The organism is Alteromonas sp. NFXS44, assembly GCF_040148705.1.
Taxonomy (GTDB): Bacteria; Pseudomonadota; Gammaproteobacteria; order Enterobacterales; family Alteromonadaceae; genus Alteromonas.
In genome coordinates this window covers 62,263-81,439 of sequence record NZ_JAGDEA010000006.1, presented here as the reverse complement: position 1 = coordinate 81,439, position 19,177 = coordinate 62,263, and the positions used below count along the sequence as shown (strand labels likewise).

Sequence of the window (19,177 nt, the reverse complement as noted above, 5' to 3'; positions counted from 1 at the left end):
GAACTGGCATCAAAATACGGCATAGAAATCCGCAAAAAGAGTCCTTATTTTGTGTCCCCAAGGGCAGACTAGTAAATATACATTATGCGCAATTAAGTATTAATGCGGATTGGGGGGTTGCCTCTGGTTACGCTGCTTCTGTTCGCTCGCGCGCCGCAGGCTCTGCGCGGCATCACAGCGCAGCGTCAGCTGCACTCACTTTTGTTTCAGATGATGTAATACGCGGTCGACCTGATGCTGGTAAACATCAAGGTCTTTTACTGTATCGATTGCCGGCATGTATTCCGGCATCAGTTCGTTGTAGATGTATGGGATAAGTTCTGCGTCTGATGTTGCCGGGTAAATCTGGAAGTCCAGATTTACCGGGTCTATCACCGATTCAATCATGTCATCCTGTAACGCATCGAGATCTGCACCGGTATATGTATCACCTTCGACTTCATACATATCTCTTAAACTACCGCCAACATATTCAATGCTGAACCTCGGGCCATTATCTTCAGGTTCTTCATCTTCAACCACTTCATAGCTAAGTTTGAACGCGCAGTATTTGCCGCGCCATTTGCATAAACAAGCCACCGTTTCTTTGTCTGTATCAGCGTGCTTTGCATAGTCCATTGCTGCTTCTATTTTCATAATGCATTCCTTGCTGATTGATGAATCAGCTGTTTACTGTATGCCCATTCAGGTATTTGTGCAGGCTTCGCTTCAAGGATTCTGAACAGCGGCACAACGTTCGTCGTTGCCGGTTCACATGGCCGTAAATCGATGTTAATTCCGTACTCCATCAACGCTTTGCGCTGCCGGTAATATGTGGCTTTTGACATCATTTCGCGTAAGTCATGGCCCTCAGTCCATAAGGTATAAGTGGCAACTAAATTGTTTGGTAACTTGGCCGTGACATCATTGGTTAAGCGGATTTGATCAGTCATTTCGATTCTACCTAAGTATTCGTTAAACACGGTTTTCACTTGGGAAGACGTCACTTTATTAGCGGTAATTAAGTCGAGCTTTTCCAGTTCTTTTCTGTGTAACCGGAGCTCAATCCGCAGTTTATTGTCTACCCAGTTTTCTATGCCTTGGTTGGTTAATGGCTCAGGTAACTGTCCGTTTTTAGTTCTGATTTCTTCGGCTTTGCAATACAGTTTAATTGCCCAGCGCTCAGAGGTTTTTCCGAAGTAAAGTGTTCCTCCTTTCATAGATGGCCGTCCATGGCGGGTTTTCGCTTTAAATTCCATAGCACGTATAAATGCCAGAACGTCAGCTTTCGTTGGAAGTTCGAATGAGTAATTTATGTCAATCATTCCGATGTCGTAAGCACCATCACGGATCTGTGCGATCTCTGATATTTGCGGTGTCAGACCAAGTTGCCGGATGATGATTTTGAACGTGTCGTACACCAGAGCCGTAAGGCTATCTGAGCCAAACACGTTATGGCCTTGAAGGAATTTGGCAGGGTTGCCGCTTATCCATAAATGCGTTGCGTTTCCCTGCCCGTCAGCGCCTACGCTTTTGATAGAGATTTTCTTTTCATAGCTGCCGACAGCTTGCTTTCTTTTTGGGGTGCGCCATTCGATTTCACCGTTTTCATTCGTGCAGAACACTTCGCCCGCATTAAGCGGAGCGTGAACGATCGGGAGTGTGGCACGCACCCAATCAATCATCGTGTTGTATCCTGCAGAGTCTCATTTTGAGACTAAAGTCGGGTATTACTAGACTCCCCGACTTGGTGAATTTGGTTTGCATCCTAAAACCTGTCAATACGCCTATATGTGAAATATAAATTCACATAAAGAGCAAATCAACAGTTTCATTGCATAAACGTGGTGTATGATTTCACCTATATGTGTAAATCAGGATAAAAACCATGTCTATAGGTGAAAACGTAAAGGCTTTAAGACTCCGTGCAGGCTTAACGCAATCACAGCTGGCAAACGCTGCTGGCATTCAGTTAACGCAGATTTCGCGCATTGAGAACAACGATACGGATCCGAAGGCCTCAACGCTGGATAAAGTTATCCTGGCTCTGGGCTGCACAGCTAACGACATTTTCAATAAGCCATCCGGCGAGAAGATGTCTTTAGAGGATTTTATCGGTGCGATTGACTACCGTTCTGGCATGGATATGCGCACAGCAGTCGTTTTATGGAAACAGCTCAACGACCACCAACAATTCATAAAACAGGTTAGCGAGACCTATAAAAACGACTCAGATCCGCAGGGGGATTTGGTTAAGCGGATTCAGGCTACTGAAGCTAAGTGATAATCACGAGCGAGCTATCTTTAAAGCCGGTTTTCGATAGTTCGCTCATGCACCGCAACTTAGTTTGGCAGGACAAGGATGGGCTAATGTCCGTTTTAGAACAGAGATGTCCGATTTTGGATAGTACCTTCGTTCAGCATTGTAAGGTTACCGTTCGCTGCGCTCACTGCATGCCGCTTGCGGCATTAAAAATTAACTCTGTTCATGCCTTTTATTTCTCGCTTCTCTTCTAAGCCTAATCCTTTCTGGAAGGGTGTATCGAGATTCAAAATAGCTTACTGTAAAGTCCAGAATATCTTGAGCTTCAACTTCTGTTACAGTTCCGTCATGTGCACCATCATTTCCATTCTCCCGAATACAATGTGATAACTCTTCAAGGTCAGAAGGCAGTAATGACTGACTAAACAGCTTTTGAAGCCTCGCGAATAACATCCCCGAGATATCATGTTTTTCAGCTATTTCCTTAGTATCGAGGTCTAAGCATAAGCGGAACATTGCTACAGAAGCGTTATAGCAAGATATGGCAAAGCAGGCTGCTCCTTCTTCAAAAACTACTTTTAGATGCTCTGGAGTATGTTCTGGACATTTAATAGATATCTCATCCTTGAGAGATATGTGACCAGTAATATCAAATATGTCATTTAAAGACATATCTACTTGGAAAATTTCTGCAGCATGTTCAGGCCTGCGAAAGAGTCGACTAGCATCTTCAGCGCGATATGATTGCACCACATCTAAAATAGAAGGTGAGTGACACGCTCGACATACGGAGAAAATTTCGTATGTATGGTCACCATTAAAACGAGCTCCTTTATAAACATGGGCTGTAACATTAAATGTAGTATGGTGTGATTTACATCTAGGGCATTCACCAACAATAGTAGGCATGTTCCATCCTTGATTTTTATATGAATAAAGCCATAACTCTTACAGTAGAACAACAGTTACTTTTGGTACGCATGCCTTGCAGGCTGCGAGGAACCTACATTACATGGTTGCTTGGATTCGATCCATACTTCCTGATGAGCAGGGAAACATACTACAGACATGCCAAAGAACTGGCATCAAAATACGGCATAGAAATCCGCAAAAAGAGTCCTTATTTTGTGTCCCCAAGGGCAGACTAGTAAATATACATTATGCGCAATTAAGTATTGATGTGGATTGGGGGGTTGCCTCTGGTTACGCTGCTTCTGTTCGCTCGCGCGCCGCAGGCTCTGCGCGGCATCACAGCGCAGCGTCAGCTGCACTCACTTTTGTTTCAGATGATGTAATACGCGGTCGACCTGATGCTGGTAAACATCAAGGTCTTTTACTGTATCGATTGCCGGCATGTATTCCGGCATCAGTTCGTTGTAGATGTATGGGATAAGTTCTGCGTCTGATGTTGCCGGGTAAATCTGGAAGTCCAGATTTACCGGGTCTATCACCGATTCAATCATGTCATCCTGTAACGCATCGAGATCTGCACCGGTATATGTATCACCTTCGACTTCATACATATCTCTTAAACTACCGCCAACATATTCAATGCTGAACCTCGGGCCATTATCTTCAGGTTCTTCATCTTCAACCACTTCATAGCTAAGTTTGAACGCGCAGTATTTGCCGCGCCATTTGCATAAACAAGCCACCGTTTCTTTGTCTGTATCAGCGTGCTTTGCATAGTCCATTGCTGCTTCTATTTTCATAATGCATTCCTTGCTGATTGATGAATCAGCTGTTTACTGTATGCCCATTCAGGTATTTGTGCAGGCTTCGCTTCAAGGATTCTGAACAGCGGCACAACGTTCGTCGTTGCCGGTTCACATGGCCGTAAATCGATGTTAATTCCGTACTCCATCAACGCTTTGCGCTGCCGGTAATATGTGGCTTTTGACATCATTTCGCGTAAGTCATGGCCCTCAGTCCATAAGGTATAAGTGGCAACTAAATTGTTTGGTAACTTGGCCGTGACATCATTGGTTAAGCGGATTTGATCAGTCATTTCGATTCTACCTAAGTATTCGTTAAACACGGTTTTCACTTGGGAAGACGTCACTTTATTAGCGGTAATTAAGTCGAGCTTTTCCAGTTCTTTTCTGTGTAACCGGAGCTCAATCCGCAGTTTATTGTCTACCCAGTTTTCTATGCCTTGGTTGGTTAATGGCTCAGGTAACTGTCCGTTTTTAGTTCTGATTTCTTCGGCTTTGCAATACAGTTTAATTGCCCAGCGCTCAGAGGTTTTTCCGAAGTAAAGTGTTCCTCCTTTCATAGATGGCCGTCCATGGCGGGTTTTCGCTTTAAATTCCATAGCACGTATAAATGCCAGAACGTCAGCTTTCGTTGGAAGTTCGAATGAGTAATTTATGTCAATCATTCCGATGTCGTAAGCACCATCACGGATCTGTGCGATCTCTGATATTTGCGGTGTCAGACCAAGTTGCCGGATGATGATTTTGAACGTGTCGTACACCAGAGCCGTAAGGCTATCTGAGCCAAACACGTTATGGCCTTGAAGGAATTTGGCAGGGTTGCCGCTTATCCATAAATGCGTTGCGTTTCCCTGCCCGTCAGCGCCTACGCTTTTGATAGAGATTTTCTTTTCATAGCTGCCGACAGCTTGCTTTCTTTTTGGGGTGCGCCATTCGATTTCACCGTTTTCATTCGTGCAGAACACTTCGCCCGCATTAAGCGGAGCGTGAACGATCGGGAGTGTGGCACGCACCCAATCAATCATCGTGTTGTATCCTGCAGAGTCTCATTTTGAGACTAAAGTCGGGTATTACTAGACTCCCCGACTTGGTGAATTTGGTTTGCATCCTAAAACCTGTCAATACGCCTATATGTGAAATATAAATTCACATAAAGAGCAAATCAACAGTTTCATTGCATAAACGTGGTGTATGATTTCACCTATATGTGTAAATCAGGATAAAAACCATGTCTATAGGTGAAAACGTAAAGGCTTTAAGACTCCGTGCAGGCTTAACGCAATCACAGCTGGCAAACGCTGCTGGCATTCAGTTAACGCAGATTTCGCGCATTGAGAACAACGATACGGATCCGAAGGCCTCAACGCTGGATAAAGTTATCCTGGCTCTGGGCTGCACAGCTAACGACATTTTCAATAAGCCATCCGGCGAGAAGATGTCTTTAGAGGATTTTATCGGTGCGATTGACTACCGTTCTGGCATGGATATGCGCACAGCAGTCGTTTTATGGAAACAGCTCAACGACCACCAACAATTCATAAAACAGGTTAGCGAGACCTATAAAAACGACTCAGATCCGCAGGGGGATTTGGTTAAGCGGATTCAGGCTACTGAAGCTAAGTGATAATCACGAGCGAGCTATCTTTAAAGCCGGTTTTCGATAGTTCGCTCATGCACCGCAACTTAGTTTGGCAGGACAAGGATGGGCTAATGTCCGTTTTAGAACAGAGATGTCCGATTTTGGATAGTACCTTCGTTCAGCATTGTAAGGTTACCGTTCGCTGCGCTCACTGCATGCCGCTTGCGGCATTAAAAATTAACTCTGTTCATGCCTTTTATTTCTCGCTTCTCTTCTAAGCCTAATCCTTTCTGGAAGGGTGTATCGAGATTCAAAATAGCTTACTGTAAAGTCCAGAATATCTTGAGCTTCAACTTCTGTTACAGTTCCGTCATGTGCACCATCATTTCCATTCTCCCGAATACAATGTGATAACTCTTCAAGGTCAGAAGGCAGTAATGACTGACTAAACAGCTTTTGAAGCCTCGCGAATAACATCCCCGAGATATCATGTTTTTCAGCTATTTCCTTAGTATCGAGGTCTAAGCATAAGCGGAACATTGCTACAGAAGCGTTATAGCAAGATATGGCAAAGCAGGCTGCTCCTTCTTCAAAAACTACTTTTAGATGCTCTGGAGTATGTTCTGGACATTTAATAGATATCTCATCCTTGAGAGATATGTGACCAGTAATATCAAATATGTCATTTAAAGACATATCTACTTGGAAAATTTCTGCAGCATGTTCAGGCCTGCGAAAGAGTCGACTAGCATCTTCAGCGCGATATGATTGCACCACATCTAAAATAGAAGGTGAGTGACACGCTCGACATACGGAGAAAATTTCGTATGTATGGTCACCATTAAAACGAGCTCCTTTATAAACATGGGCTGTAACATTAAATGTAGTATGGTGTGATTTACATCTAGGGCATTCACCAACAATAGTAGGCATGTTCCATCCTTGATTTTTATATGAATAAAGCCATAACTCTTACAGTAGAACAACAGTTACTTTTGGTACGCATGCCTTGCAGGCTGCGAGGAACCTACATTACATGGTTGCTTGGATTCGATCCATACTTCCTGATGAGCAGGGAAACATACTACAGACATGCCAAAGAACTGGCATCAAAATACGGCATAGAAATCCGCAAAAAGAGTCCTTATTTTGTGTCCCCAAGGGCAGACTAGTAAATATACATTATGCGCAATTAAGTACTAATAAGGATTGGGGCGTCACAGTGTCGCTTCCGGCTGTTGATATATCGCCTGATGCACACTCTCTTGTAGCTTTGTGCTCGTTGGCCTTTCGATGCGGTTCACATATCTGCCGGAATCATGCGCACCAACAGAAAGCATTTGAAATGAATGCTGCACATGTTCCTTTCGCTTGTATTAGCGACTTACAGTGGCTTAGTTCCATTACCATTACCATTACCATTGCCGTTACCGTTGTCTACGATAAATGAAACATCTAACACCAGACATCAGCGTTCTTTTTATTCCCTGAAATCCTTCTATTACTCAGCACGCAGCTTATCTAAATTGATATTCTCCGCATGTGCGGATTTTGGTTAACAAAGTGCCTGATTGTTACGCGACGCTACGTAAAATCTGAGAAAAATTGCGACCTCTGACCTTGCAGATTTCACGTAGCGCACGATACGTTTTCAGGCGTTAGACATTATTTTTGAATGATGACTTTGCAACAGCTTGTCAGAATCTGCTTAGCCGAATTTAAAGAGTTTTCCAAGTTTAATGCCTATAAGTGCTTTCCGGGCATTACCGGACCAATGCATAGAAAACGCCGGATAAATGAATTGCTCAATGGATGATAAATTGTTGCTGTGCTTGTACATGAGCAAAATGGTGTTATGTGGAAATTACTGTAATGCTGATGTTTTGCGTGTGATGGTTTGATTTGAATTGTTTAAGAAGTTCTTTATTGAATCATTCACCAGACAATTGAACGTTTGTACGAAGCCTGAAATTAGAGATATTCAAATATTTCCGCAATACTGTATAAATATACAGACTTCTTGCAAACAGATACTTTTCATCTATGAATTCATCACGCATGATAATTCCAGTTATCATGCGTGATGAATAAAAATGTATTTTATATTCAGTTAGTTAGAATAATCTAAAGTGCTTTTTTTTTATATGTACTAAATACATCAGTCCTCTGCGCCAGTGAGTTTCAGTTCTGTGAATCCACAAAGTCCTCATCCCCGTTTTGAGCATACTCATATACCTCCAACTCAAAGAAATTAGAAAATAAACAAAAGCAAAACATGATACTATTCAACAGATTAAACGGTCATTGATTAGAGAAACGTCTATCTCCCGCCGCTAAAATACAGGATAAAGGAGCTATCTTCTTGCAGCATCTCGTCATTCAATTTATGCGTTCACCCATAGTGTTAATGTGCGCCTCTATTCTGTTGTGGATGCTTTATCCGCCGGTGGTTAACTACCTGATAGACCGCTCCAGCCCAATCTTTGTCGCTGCTACTTCGCATACGCTGGCTGCTATTTCTACGCTTGTGGTCGTCATGGTCATGTTTGCAAAGCGGCAACAAGGCTTTTTCTCTGATATTGCAGTCCATTTCAAAACACCGGCGCTGCTTGTACCCACGCTGTTTTCCGGTGCCCTTATCTGTGCAAACCATCTGCTTTTGTATGCTGCACTGAACATGTCGCAGGAATTTGATGTTATTGCCATTCTCATATTCGAAGCCTGGCCGATTGTATTTTTCTACATAGACAGCACGTTGCGTAAAAAGCACAGAACAACCACTGCGAACGATTATATTTTCTCTGCAGCAGCGTTTGCCGGTTTCATCGTTCTGATGAGCCCGAATCTGGATATTGCAGACTGGCTGCTGCTGGAAAGTCCGATGATAAATACCATTTTGCTGGCGGCATCAGGCGGGCTTGCTATGGCAATTAACTGCTATATGCGCATGAAATGCATGGATGCCTGGTCTGCTATCTCAGATAAAAATGCTCTCAACCTCAGATCTTTGAATAAAGCTTTACTGACTGAATCAGGTGTTCGTTGTGTGGCTGCCCCTGGTATGCTCGCTATCCTGTTTTTGTTTGGCGACTCAGCAAATCAATTTGATTATATGGATTATGCGCTGGTGGCCTTTGCCGGTATTGCTATTCTGGCACTGGGAAGTTTGCTCTACGATTTATCCGTATTTTCGGCGACCAATGCGTCTGTCAGCGTGTTCTGGTATTTCATGCCTGTCGGCGCGGTAGTGATCCTTGCTTTGCTACAGGGCAGATTACTCAATCAGTATGAAGCGGTCGCATCAGTTCTTATTGTGTCGGCGAATATTTTTCTAGGACTGCGCTTTCCTCTGCGTTCATCGCTGCTCATTCTTTTCAGTACCGTATGTATGGTGGGGATATGGGTGTTATTCGCGCCAACTTATCCCATTGACTCGTATTACGATTTACTCGCTGTATCCACGGTCTTTTTTGTCCTGTTGGGTACTTTTGCTCTGGAGCGGACAACATCCCTTAACCGGGAACGGGAACGTTTGCTGGTAGAGTTTAATGATTCGGTGATGCAACTCCCCTCCTCTGCACCAGCCGGCGGCGTATCTGCAGAGAAGTACAAAGCACTGATAAATAATTATATCGTTAAACATTTATACGTGTTCTTACGAGCTTTTAACGGCACAAAGGATATGCGCAATGCTCAGCTGGAAATTCAGGACATTAAGAAAGTACTGATTGCCGGCACCGAAAATACTCCGTTATATCGTGAGCGTTTGCTGGATAATTTCCAGGTGGGTCAGAAACTAATGACCATGGAAAGTGACAGAATTCCACCGGAAGAACTGGTCATTCTCATCTTGCTTGGCGCAACGAACGTCTTCTTCTCACTCATATTTCGTCCTGAAAGTTTCTCCACGGCCTTGTTTGCGCTCATTCTGGCTACTTCGGTTATATTTCTCATTCTGGTTATTAATGAACGGAATCAGTATATCCAGATCCGCCACGATCACGCGCTGGTGTGCCGGGATTTACTGGAATATGCAGACGAATTTAAGCAGAAATCAGGCGCGCAAGATTTTGACGGGCAGCATGAAGCTGTAGAGCGTAGTCTGAGCCTGAAAACGGTCGGTCCCGAAACCGTGAGTCACAGTTACTGGATTTTCAGTATTTTTGTGTTTTTGTTTTGTGGATTCGGCTACGGCTTTTTATATGAAACGCTGGATGATGTGAAGCGGGATGAGTCAGCGCCCATTCTGTCGAAGCGCGATTTAAATAACGCCGAACTGAATATTGCCTTACTGGACTGGCCGACCGCTCAAGTTAAAGCTCATATTCTTGCCATGATTATTAATGAACACACAGAGTCGCGGGCACAGCTCATCAACGTTACTCATGAGCAAGCCTTTAAACAGATGGGCCAGCACGACGGCGACATTGATGTGCATCCGGATATCTGGCTGGCTAACAATGCCGACCTGATCCGCCGGTATGTGCGGGCGTTCGAAACGGTTAAATTGGGTGAAAGCGCCGGCATGGGAAAACAAGGTCTCTGTTATACCGATTTTACAGCGACGGCGACGTTAGCAGTAAACGATCTGGTTATTCCGGAAAACGCTTCACGTTTTGACTTGTCCGGTAATGGTCGCGGTGATATTTGGGTGGGAGCCAAAGGCTGGGCATCAGTGGCAATTGAGAAGCGACGCCTTAACGCCTATGGTCTGGATGCGTATTATGACTATCATGTGTTCGACCTGGACTTACTGGAGCAGCTGATTAACCGCAACAATCAGAATGAACAGCCGGGCTTATTCTTCTGCTATTACCCTGATGCATTGTTTGGAAACCGCCATGTACACTTTGTGGAAGAGCCAGCACATGACGCCGCAACATGGCAAGCCATTTTCAAAGCTCAGGGACTCAATGAACTCACCACAGGCACCTCCTGGCCGCAAAGTGAAATCAAACTGGGTTTTCGTTCGCAACTGGAAGAGCGTTCCCCCGAGCTGGTGAAGCTGTTAAACCGGTTTGTGATTGATGACGCGGAACTGGTGGCAATGCTCTCCGCAGTAGAAAATGGTGAGGATATTGAAACCGTGTCTCAACAATGGGCTGACAATCATAAAGATTTGATCCTTGAATGGCTGACGGGTTTTACTTTACGGGATAGCGCTGAATAGGCTTTCCCTGCCCGACACACACAACAACTGTATTTGTATACAGTCAATATCAATTTAGATATACTACCGGCATCGTACTCCCACGTATGCCGGCTTTTACCCTTCATGCGTGCCACCCTTTTAAATACCTGTATATTTTAAGGATCTGACATGAAGTTGCCGGCATCTCAGCAGTTACAGTTTACAGACTGTTACCGCGATGCTGTGAATCAGTACTTCAATGATATTTTCTCACGGTTACCCCGTAACACGCAGCGTGCTTACATCAGCGATTTCAACGAGTTTGTTATATTCTGTGAGCAATCCGGATTGAGCGGATTCAATGCCTCATTTGAAAATAATGAACTCTGTGTCAAACGTTATGTAGAGATGTTATGTCAGTCGCCACTGGCTTACCGCACCATCAAACGCAGGCTCAGCGCGTTGAGTAAATTCCTGGGTATTGCCAAATTACCGAACCCCATTGTGCAGTCTGTCTATCTTAAAGACTTCATCCGGCTGTCGCTGGCTGAGAATGAAAAATACCAGTTCAGTCACCATCAGGCTGTACCGCTGACACTGGATTTACTGGAAAAAATTAATGAACGCGTGATCCCGGACACGCTGCTGGAAATGCGCGATCTGGCCATGATTAATCTGATGTTCGATGCGCTGCTCAGGGCCGATGAAGTCGTTCGCGTTTGTTTATCTGACATCAATAAACGTACTAATGCCCTGCTCGTCTTAACATCAAAAAGTGACCAGACCGGCAAAGGCCAGTACCGCTACATTTCTCCCAATACTCTGGATATGATTGATGAGTATATCGCTGAAGCGAATTATGACCCTCAGCAAAAAGTTGAGCGAAATGAAGATGATCCGCGAAGGATAAACAAAGGTGTATTGTTCCGCCGGGTCTCAAACAGAGGCCATGCTCTGCTGCCTTATGATGAAGCTGCGAATTTCAAACAGGCCCCGAAGCTTGAATATTCGAGCATTTATCGCACCTGGAAACGCATCGCTGCCCTGGCTGGTATTCAGGAAAATATTACCCCTCACAGCGGTCGTGTGGGTGCGGCTGTTTCGCTTGCAGAAAATGGTGCCACGCTACCTGAAATGCAGCTTGCCGGAGGCTGGCGCTCTCCGGAAATGCCTGGTCACTATGGCCAGCAGGCGGCTGTTAAACAAGGCGGCATGGCCAGATTAACAAAGCGACAAAAGCGCCGGAGTTAAATAAACGGGCGCCTTATTTTTCCGCTAGCGGAAATGTATCAAACTGCAAACCGTCGAATCCTGAGACCATGAAATTGCGAATATTTGCATGATCGGTTCCTTCGGGGTGCTTAAGCACATCATCACGGTAATAACTGCCAAAAAGTGCGAGTGTCTGCGCCTGTGTTAAACTTAACAGCTGGCCGAGGGCCAACAGTTTACAAGACCCGTTATTTTGATTCGCTTCATTGTTGACTGCGCCATTGCTGAAAGCCGAAGGCGTAAAAATGTAGTTATCGTCAACAAACGAAATCACATCGCTGAATACAATTTCATCCGGGGCGCTGGCCAGTTGAGAGGTTAACGCTTCAACACTACTGAAAGACATAAGAACTCCACTATTTAAAAAACAGCCGGCATTGTGCCCTATTCTCTTGCTAAGAACCATGTTCAGATAGCCAGACCTCATCAATAACAATACCGTTTTGATTCACTGAAAGGGTCACATTGTGAGTACCCTTACTCAGCCTTCCCAGATTGACACTATTCTGAATGCGGTTATTCAATACGCCCTGCTTCCACTGCTCGCTTCGTCCTATGGTGTTCAGCGTGAATATCGTCACTGGTTTTTGTGCCAGAGATATTGCGATCTCATGAGAAAAATCATTGGAATGCACAGGTAACGTGGCAACGTTTAACGTTACATCCTGTGCAATGTCAAGGTTGAACAGGTATGTAACAGCGGCCTTTTCTGAGAAGTGTTGTTGCTTCAGCGGATAAAGTGTTAATGCTTTGCCGGAATAGCCGAGATCTCGTACTTCCTGCCAGCTGTAACCCTCAGGTGAAATAAATTTTACTGATGCCGGTTTGATTTGCTTACTTTGGGATCCGTTGTTATCTCTTTTACGCTTTTGCTTTTCGTCATTCGTCAACGTAATCATTTCCGGCTTGCTAAAAACCGGCAGTTTGCGCGGTGCAGCATCCATCATGCCGGCCCATTTTCCTTCAGACAATCTGTTATATTGCTGAGTTAGCCCGTCGATAGTGTTATGTGCATCCAGTGCTTTTTCCATCAGCTTATCAACTACAGATTGTGAGACTGTAAAAGCAGCTTTGTGCCTGAACAGCCACTTTTTATTCATTTCTGAGGACGCCTGCACCGGATAGCTCATAAGCTGAAACCAGGCTGATTGCTCATCCGGCTGAATGCTTTTACTCAGTTCGAAAATGGATGTCTCAAGCATTTGGTATTGCTGAAGACGGTTTTCAATGGTTTTTCCGTTCCAGCCGGATAATTGGGTTTGTATCGTGGGTTCGGTTTGACTCCATCCCATGAATTCCGGGCGTCGGATAAAAGCCAGATGGTAATAGACAAATAACAGATCTGCAGCGTATTGTGGTTCAGAAATCGCAAAATCTCTGCCCAACTGATAAGTAGCGAACGTCTTTGCGTCAGACACTTTATCCGGCCCGTGCCACCCGAGATGTAAGAACCATTCCATATTGTATTCGAGGGGCTTGATGTCACCCACATTTGCTATCCAGATACGGTCAGCACCATTTTCAAATGCCCGTTGCATTTCAAACTGTATTAACGCGGGGTGGGTACTGCTCAGCCACAGGTAATCATGGGGTCTGCCCCAATAGCTTAAATGGTAGTACACCCCTGCTCCGCCTGACCGTGTTTGTTCAGCACGATTACTGTGCCGGCGGATATAACCGTAGTTATCGTCGGGCCACACCAGTGTGACATCGTCAGGCACAGACAATCCCATTTCGTACAGTGAGAGTACTTCTTTATAAGGCGTAAACATTTGCATAAGCGTTTCAGCGGGCTTTTCAAAAACCGCTTTAAGTTGTGCACGCTGGGTATTGATAGCCTGCTGTAAAGTGTCTTTGGCTTGCTGCTGTGAATTGATACCTTCCATTCCGCTGTCATGGATGCCGCGCATACCCAGGGTAAACATTGCAAGATCAGACATATCACTGACCTGCTCAACACGGCTTCGCCAGTATTTATTGACCCTGGCGGCATTATTCGTGTAATTGAAATCACCTGATTGCTGCTTGTCCCATTCATCCACATTGTTTCTCAACATGGGTTCTGCATGAGAACTGCCTACATGAATGCGGTAGCGCTGTGCCATTTCCTTGTTGCCCGGCACTGTGAAGAAGGCTCGGGTTCCCGGATGCATAGCAGGCCAGATGGTATTGGCTTTTAATCTGAGCAATAACTGAAAAACTTTTTCATAAGTCCGGGGCCCTATATTGGCTGTATCTGGCTCGAATGTTTGAGATGCCCACGGCAGCATGCCCCAGTCTTCATCGTTAATAAAAATGCCGCGGTACTTCACAGCGGGACCTTCAATAACAGGTAACTTGCCCAGCGTAAGCGGCGAGGTGGCTTTTTTCACTGGCACGTTCGCCCACCATTGCCAGGGTGAAATGCCCATTTTTTCTGCTAACGTGAACAGCCCGTACACCGTGCCCCGGACATCAGCGCCGGTGATCACCAGAGAGTTCTGTTTTGTGTAAATGGCAAATGCTTCATGATTTCCATGAGGAAATGCGCTGGCATTGAGTGGCGGTAACGAGTCATCAACATTTATGCGAATGAATGGTGTTGAAGCCGCCTCGTCATCACGTTTGACCACAACAAAGGTCGAACCGGTACGCACAGATAAATCTTCCGCCACATCTTTGGCTGCCCATTCAATGAGCGGATCACTACTTTCCACAACAATAAAACGCGCAGCCGGTTCATCGACAGAAATAGTGAAACGTTCTTCGGCAGAAATTGTGACGGGTGCCGCAGTGAGCATGAGAAAAAAGAGAAAGCAATGGTTGAGCATAGTGAGGTTGGCCTGAATAAAGTGTTGCGGGATAAGAACGGGGTCATAAGAACTTATGACCCCGTAAGGTGAAGCTGTCTAGTTGTGATAGCGCACGCCAAGGAAGAACTGTCTTCCTGTGTTGTTATATTCCCGCACCATGTCCAGCGAACCGTCGCCGGTGACGAACAGCCGCGAATACTCATCCGTCAGGTTGATCACTTCAAAGGAGAACGTCAGCTTTTCCGACCAGTTATAAAACGAGGAAAAGTCGATATTCGTCGGGCCTGTTACACCATTTTGGGCATTGCCGGTGATGCCGGGCACTTCGATGAAATAGTCATCCCTGCTGTTTGCCGACAGGCGGGCACCATACTTTTCAGTTTCATAGTACAAGGTGAAATTGTAGGAATTTTCAGAAACGCCGACAATTTCTCCTGAACTTACCCGGGTATAGTTCGCCACAGTACCAAAATTATCAAACGGCGCAGGCAGAAAGTTAAATGGCTGCTGGTAGCTGATTTCAATACCATTTATCGTTGTGCCGTCACCATTGTCGTAGGAGTAATGAGTATAGGGTTCGCTGAACGGATTAACGGTTATCGCGGGGTCATAAACCGGATCGTTATTGATTGCCGTGTAATAAATGCTGTCGACCAGTTTTTCTTCCTGTGTGCTGCGAATGTAAGTTTCTATGTCCTTGTAAAACAGTGTGGCAGACAATAATGACTCTTCGTCAAAATACCACTCTACGCCAAAGTCCACATTGTTCGACACATAGGGGTCAAGATACGGGTTGCCCACCGTCACGAATCCTTCGATGTAGCGAAAAGCAGGATTACCCGGGTTTAGCGTATTTAAGCTTGGGCGTGTCATTGACCGCGTCAGACCTAAACGCACGATAAGATCATCTGCCGGCTCTAATGCCAGGTTCAGAGCCGGTAAAAAGTTCTTATAATCATGTTCAGCGACGATGGTTTCTACGGAGTCTTCCAGGCGAATATATCCCGTTGACGTGGCGGTGGTATCAACATAACGCATACCAAAGTTAGTACGCAAAATCATATCAGCGATATCGAAGTCTGTATTAAACTCCAGATACACAGCCATGGTCTCTTCTTCCACCTGCGTATTTTTCTGATCCTGGGATTGCCAGTTTAGCGGGCCGATAGCGTCTTTTACTGCATCAAAATCAGCCACCACAAAAGGAAACAAATTTCCGTCGAAGCCGTCGCCAAAATTACTGATGGGCAACATTTCTGTTAAGCCTTCTGCCGATCCCGTTGAAAAAGTTGGCAACCCGAAGTATTGGCGGGAGACTTTACGGTTGTTGTACGCCACACCTGCCTTAATTTCGACCATATCCGCCACATATTTACCATCAAATTTGGCGGTCAGGTTTTCTTTATCAGTCTGATCCTGCAAATCATAAGAGGATAAGTTGTACAGAGCAGGATCGTTATAATCGAACTGGAAGTCGAGCAGCGCAGCATTGGGGTTATCTGTAAAATCGAACCCGAAACTATGCGGCTCAGTGCTGTCCATAATGTGACGGAATTCATCACGGGAAAAATCGATTTCTGCATAACCCACCATGGCATCGACGATGAGCCGGTCTGTTAAGCCAAACTCACCCGATAACACATATTGATTAAATGCTGTATCACTGGTGGTTTCACGGCTCTCAACCCGGTTGGTCACGCCATCAAATTGCCCGGCAATAATTTGCTGACCATTAGGGGCAACGGTCACCGATGTTGGCGTAATTTGATTGAAGTAGTTTCTGAACATGGCGTACATGTGATAGTACGAACGTTCGTTTTCCAATTGTGAGTGTAGGTAGTCAAAGGTAAGTAACACATTATCAGCCGGCGCATACTGGAATGAAGACGTAATACCCAGGCGGGTCTGTTCGTTACCGAAATAATCCGGTCGTGGAATTCGGGGCGCATACAAACAATTAATTGTATCGACACTTGCGCCATCTAACTGACAATCTGAGTTGGCAGGCGAGCCGGTAACGCTTGTACTGCTGGTGTCCGCGTAAGTCATATTATTGTTAACGGGCGTTTGCCAGCCTACGGTTCCGAACCCTTGCTGGTTAACGTTTCGGGTCGAATAAGCCAGTGAAAAAAGGACACCAAATTTATCATCGTCAAAGGTATTGCTTACCATCACTGCCGTGCGGGGGTTGGTCTCTTCAGAAACATCGTTGTAGTTCGCCTGCGCTGAGCCGGCATAATGAAAGCCGGGATTATCAAAAGGCTTGGCGGTATACAGATTAACAGAACCCGCGATGCCACCTTCTTCCATTGATGCAGTGGGAGATTTTTGCACGTCCACACGATTAAATAATTCAGACGCAAATACATTGAAGTCAAATGCACGCCCGCCGCTCAGAGCGGAAATTGACGAGTCCAGCTGATCAGTTTCCGCCGGTATTTCCATACCGTTCAGTGTTGCACGGGTAAAGTCCGGGCCGAGGCCCCGCAGTGTGATACGTCTGCCCTCGCCGCCTTCGCGGCTGATTGATACCCCGGAAATACGTTGTAGCGATTCAGCTAAGTTTAGATCTGGAAACTTACCAATATCTTCGGCAGATATGGACTCCATGGAATTCACGTTAGCGCGTTTTGTCAGCAGGGATTTGTTCAGTGAGCTTCGAAAGCCTTTTACTTCGATAACTTCTAACTGGTCGCCGGTAGCGCTCTCCTGTGTGTTCTCCTGAGCTAGCGCATTTGTAGTTAAGCCAGCATGCAATACGGTAATAATGGAGAGTGACAGTTTCTTCAATTTCATAACGGATCCTTTGAAGAGTGAAAGGTCACACATTCAAACCGTATGACTTTTCACCATTTATTTACAATAAATTCACGTTAAATTTGAAGATATTCAGGGTCAATCAAAATCAATTATATGACGTCATTTTGTGTCACCGGGTTTCAATTATGAATAATTTTCCGGTGACAAAACTATTTTACAACGCAGGAAACGCTTCAGGCAGTGACCGGTGAGAGTGAGCTTGAAGAGGCTGGCCATTCACAGTATTTTTAAGTAAATATTCTTAAAATCAATGGGCTGCCCTTCACTTTGAAATGCAATATAACCTGACTTCAGGTTTTTCATCTGTTCCCATGTCGCCGGGTTTTCACCGGTGACCAGATCGTCCTTTTTAGCGAGAGCTAAATCATATTCAAGAACCACATCATCATTGATAAGTTGAGTAACGTGCCCGTCTTTAACGATCAGTTCGCCCCTCACCCATTCACCGGCGGGGAACGTGGGCGATGACGAGTTAAGGCAGTGTTCAGGATAAATGCCGCCCTGATAATAAATTTCAGTACCGGGCGAACACATATTTCCTGTAGGTCTTGCTACACCGGCTTCACGCTCAGCCAACAGCTGCATTTCCACCGAAACCGGCCAGTTTTGATCCGTGAGGATGGAATCAGCAGACTGACTGGCAAACATTACACCACTGTTTAATCGTGCGTAGCCCGGGGCGCTTTCGAGAAAGTCTCCGGTAAAGCGGTACTCAAATTTGAGATGAAAGTTGGTTAATTCAGCTTCATAGAAAAGATGGCCGAATTGTTCGTTGAAGTCATCATAGCCATCATAACGTACAAGTAGCATATCTCCTGAAAACCGGAATGTGTTGGCAAAATTTACCCCTGAAGGATGATGATTAATTTTTGCAGTCCAGTTTTTCTGTTCTGCCGGAGACAGTAAATTTTGCCAGCCATCAACGTTGTTTTGAGTCGTTGAGCATGCAGAAAGAGTCAGCAAACTACTAAGCAGAATAACAAAATGAGAAACGGGTAGTCTTGTAATCATAGGGATACCAGTGATGTCGGTTTAACTGACTTGTCTATCACTGTCCCGGTACACAGCCAATATAAACCGTAGTTTTTCTGTAATAAGTTCCAATTGTAAAACTCAAAAAAGGAGAAACTTAATCACAGGAGCTGGTCATCAATCACTACAGAGCATTGCATTTCATCCGGTTTCATCGCACTATTTCATGACTATTTATCAAGCCGCCTTTCTAACCGACTGAAAATAGTATGGAAAAATAACTTTAAAAAAGGATAAATAAAATGAGCGAAATTCCCGCGAACACCAATGCATCAGGCAGCACTGCCAAAATTGTCTATATCCTGTATCTGGTAGGCATTTTATTTGGTATCACCGGCCTTGTGGGTGTTGTGATGGCCTACATAAATAAATCAGATGCACCGGAATGGCTGCAAAGCCACTACCGTTTCCAAATCCGTACTTTCTGGATAGGTTTCCTCTACCTGGTGATCGGCTCTATTCTGTCAATTGTGCTGATAGGCTGGCTGGTTATTCTGTTCTGGGTTGTCTGGCTGATTGTTCGTTGTGTGAAAGGCATGAAGTATCTTGATAACAATCAAGCCCACCCGGATCCTGCGGGCTGGATGTTCTGAT

General features: G+C 45.0%; 15 protein-coding genes. 5 read left to right on the top strand and 10 right to left on the bottom strand.

The genetic code is table 11. From position 1 onward, the window contains the following. Window positions 1-195 precede the first annotated feature (195 nt). Window positions 196-636: a hypothetical protein gene (locus J3369_RS10265; RefSeq protein ID WP_349586389.1), complete on the bottom strand. Its 441-nt coding sequence runs from the start codon at window positions 634-636 to the stop codon at window positions 196-198. Then, window positions 633-1,664: a phage/plasmid replication protein, II/X family gene (locus J3369_RS10260; protein WP_349586386.1), complete on the bottom strand. Its 1,032-nt coding sequence runs from the start codon at window positions 1,662-1,664 to the stop codon at window positions 633-635. Before J3369_RS10260 ends, J3369_RS10265 begins: the two co-directional genes overlap by 4 nt. A gap of 203 nt (window positions 1,665-1,867) precedes the next feature. Here J3369_RS10260 and J3369_RS10255 point away from each other — a divergent pair, with 203 nt between their 5' ends. Beyond that, window positions 1,868-2,263 (top strand): helix-turn-helix domain-containing protein, encoded by a 396-nt coding sequence (locus J3369_RS10255; protein ID WP_349586384.1) that lies wholly within the window; start codon window positions 1,868-1,870, stop codon window positions 2,261-2,263. A 192-nt stretch (window positions 2,264-2,455) separates the two neighbouring features. Here J3369_RS10255 and J3369_RS10250 read toward each other — a convergent pair whose 3' ends face one another. From J3369_RS10250 to J3369_RS10240, 3 genes are all read right to left on the bottom strand, one after another. After that, window positions 2,456-3,151, bottom strand: a complete 696-nt coding sequence (locus tag J3369_RS10250; protein ID WP_349586382.1) for a DUF4145 domain-containing protein — start codon at window positions 3,149-3,151, stop codon at window positions 2,456-2,458. 362 nt (window positions 3,152-3,513) lie between these two features. Next, window positions 3,514-3,954, bottom strand: a complete 441-nt coding sequence (locus tag J3369_RS10245) for a hypothetical protein (protein WP_349586389.1) — start codon at window positions 3,952-3,954, stop codon at window positions 3,514-3,516. After that, a complete protein-coding gene (locus J3369_RS10240; protein WP_349586386.1) occupies window positions 3,951-4,982 on the bottom strand; it encodes a phage/plasmid replication protein, II/X family in 1,032 nt (343 codons plus the stop codon). The genes J3369_RS10245 and J3369_RS10240 overlap by 4 nt, the downstream gene beginning before the upstream one ends. A 203-nt stretch (window positions 4,983-5,185) precedes the next feature. Between J3369_RS10240 and J3369_RS10235 the strand changes: the two genes are divergently transcribed. After that, window positions 5,186-5,581 carry a helix-turn-helix domain-containing protein gene (locus tag J3369_RS10235; RefSeq protein WP_349586384.1) on the top strand — a complete coding sequence of 132 codons (396 nt, stop codon included), beginning with the start codon at window positions 5,186-5,188 and terminating at the stop codon, window positions 5,579-5,581. Window positions 5,582-5,773: 192 nt separating this feature from the next. On the opposite strand, the gene J3369_RS10230 is transcribed toward J3369_RS10235, so the two are convergent. After that, complete coding sequence (locus tag J3369_RS10230) at window positions 5,774-6,469, bottom strand: DUF4145 domain-containing protein (protein ID WP_349586382.1); 696 nt, start codon at window positions 6,467-6,469, stop codon at window positions 5,774-5,776. A 1,429-nt stretch (window positions 6,470-7,898) separates the two neighbouring features. On the opposite strand from J3369_RS10230, the gene J3369_RS10225 reads away from it, so the two are divergent. Further along, window positions 7,899-10,706 (top strand): glycine betaine ABC transporter substrate-binding protein, encoded by a 2,808-nt coding sequence (locus tag J3369_RS10225; RefSeq protein WP_349586380.1) that lies wholly within the window; start codon window positions 7,899-7,901, stop codon window positions 10,704-10,706. A gap of 150 nt (window positions 10,707-10,856) precedes the next feature. After that, entirely contained in the window at window positions 10,857-11,918 is a 1,062-nt protein-coding gene (locus tag J3369_RS10220; RefSeq protein WP_349586377.1) for a tyrosine-type recombinase/integrase, read from the top strand. Window positions 11,919-11,931: 13 nt separating this feature from the next. On the opposite strand, the gene J3369_RS10215 is transcribed toward J3369_RS10220, so the two are convergent. From J3369_RS10215 to J3369_RS10200, 4 genes are all read right to left on the bottom strand, one after another. Then, on the bottom strand, window positions 11,932-12,285 hold the full coding sequence (locus J3369_RS10215) for a HopJ type III effector protein (protein ID WP_349586374.1): 354 nt from the start codon (window positions 12,283-12,285) through the stop codon (window positions 11,932-11,934). 49 nt (window positions 12,286-12,334) lie between these two features. Then, window positions 12,335-14,749 carry a glycosyl hydrolase 115 family protein gene (locus J3369_RS10210; RefSeq protein WP_349586372.1) on the bottom strand — a complete coding sequence of 805 codons (2,415 nt, stop codon included), beginning with the start codon at window positions 14,747-14,749 and terminating at the stop codon, window positions 12,335-12,337. 78 nt (window positions 14,750-14,827) lie between these two features. Beyond that, window positions 14,828-17,527, bottom strand: coding sequence for a TonB-dependent receptor (locus tag J3369_RS10205; RefSeq protein WP_349586369.1), 2,700 nt, complete (start codon window positions 17,525-17,527; stop codon window positions 14,828-14,830). Window positions 17,528-17,767: 240 nt separating this feature from the next. After that, complete coding sequence (locus J3369_RS10200; protein WP_349586366.1) at window positions 17,768-18,562, bottom strand: 3-keto-disaccharide hydrolase; 795 nt, start codon at window positions 18,560-18,562, stop codon at window positions 17,768-17,770. Between the two features lie 263 nt (window positions 18,563-18,825). On the opposite strand from J3369_RS10200, the gene J3369_RS10195 reads away from it, so the two are divergent. Next, on the top strand, window positions 18,826-19,176 hold the full coding sequence (locus J3369_RS10195) for a DUF4870 family protein (protein ID WP_119501372.1): 351 nt from the start codon (window positions 18,826-18,828) through the stop codon (window positions 19,174-19,176). Window position 19,177: the final 1 nt, after the last annotated feature.

Bases quoted from the DNA above. Each gene is read 5' to 3' on its own strand.
- J3369_RS10265 (WP_349586389.1), bottom strand. From the start codon at position 636: ATGAAAATAGAAGCAGCAATGGACTATGCAAAGCACGCTGATACAGAC.
- J3369_RS10260 (WP_349586386.1), bottom strand. From the start codon at position 1,664: ATGATTGATTGGGTGCGTGCCACACTCCCGATCGTTCACGCTCCGCTT.
- J3369_RS10255 (WP_349586384.1), top strand. From the start codon at position 1,868: ATGTCTATAGGTGAAAACGTAAAGGCTTTAAGACTCCGTGCAGGCTTA.
- J3369_RS10250 (WP_349586382.1), bottom strand. From the start codon at position 3,151: ATGCCTACTATTGTTGGTGAATGCCCTAGATGTAAATCACACCATACT.
- J3369_RS10245 (WP_349586389.1), bottom strand. From the start codon at position 3,954: ATGAAAATAGAAGCAGCAATGGACTATGCAAAGCACGCTGATACAGAC.
- J3369_RS10240 (WP_349586386.1), bottom strand. From the start codon at position 4,982: ATGATTGATTGGGTGCGTGCCACACTCCCGATCGTTCACGCTCCGCTT.
- J3369_RS10235 (WP_349586384.1), top strand. From the start codon at position 5,186: ATGTCTATAGGTGAAAACGTAAAGGCTTTAAGACTCCGTGCAGGCTTA.
- J3369_RS10230 (WP_349586382.1), bottom strand. From the start codon at position 6,469: ATGCCTACTATTGTTGGTGAATGCCCTAGATGTAAATCACACCATACT.
- J3369_RS10220 (WP_349586377.1), top strand. From the start codon at position 10,857: ATGAAGTTGCCGGCATCTCAGCAGTTACAGTTTACAGACTGTTACCGC.
- J3369_RS10215 (WP_349586374.1), bottom strand. From the start codon at position 12,285: ATGTCTTTCAGTAGTGTTGAAGCGTTAACCTCTCAACTGGCCAGCGCC.
- J3369_RS10210 (WP_349586372.1), bottom strand. From the start codon at position 14,749: ATGCTCAACCATTGCTTTCTCTTTTTTCTCATGCTCACTGCGGCACCC.
- J3369_RS10205 (WP_349586369.1), bottom strand. From the start codon at position 17,527: ATGAAATTGAAGAAACTGTCACTCTCCATTATTACCGTATTGCATGCT.
- J3369_RS10200 (WP_349586366.1), bottom strand. From the start codon at position 18,562: ATGATTACAAGACTACCCGTTTCTCATTTTGTTATTCTGCTTAGTAGT.
- J3369_RS10195 (WP_119501372.1), top strand. From the start codon at position 18,826: ATGAGCGAAATTCCCGCGAACACCAATGCATCAGGCAGCACTGCCAAA.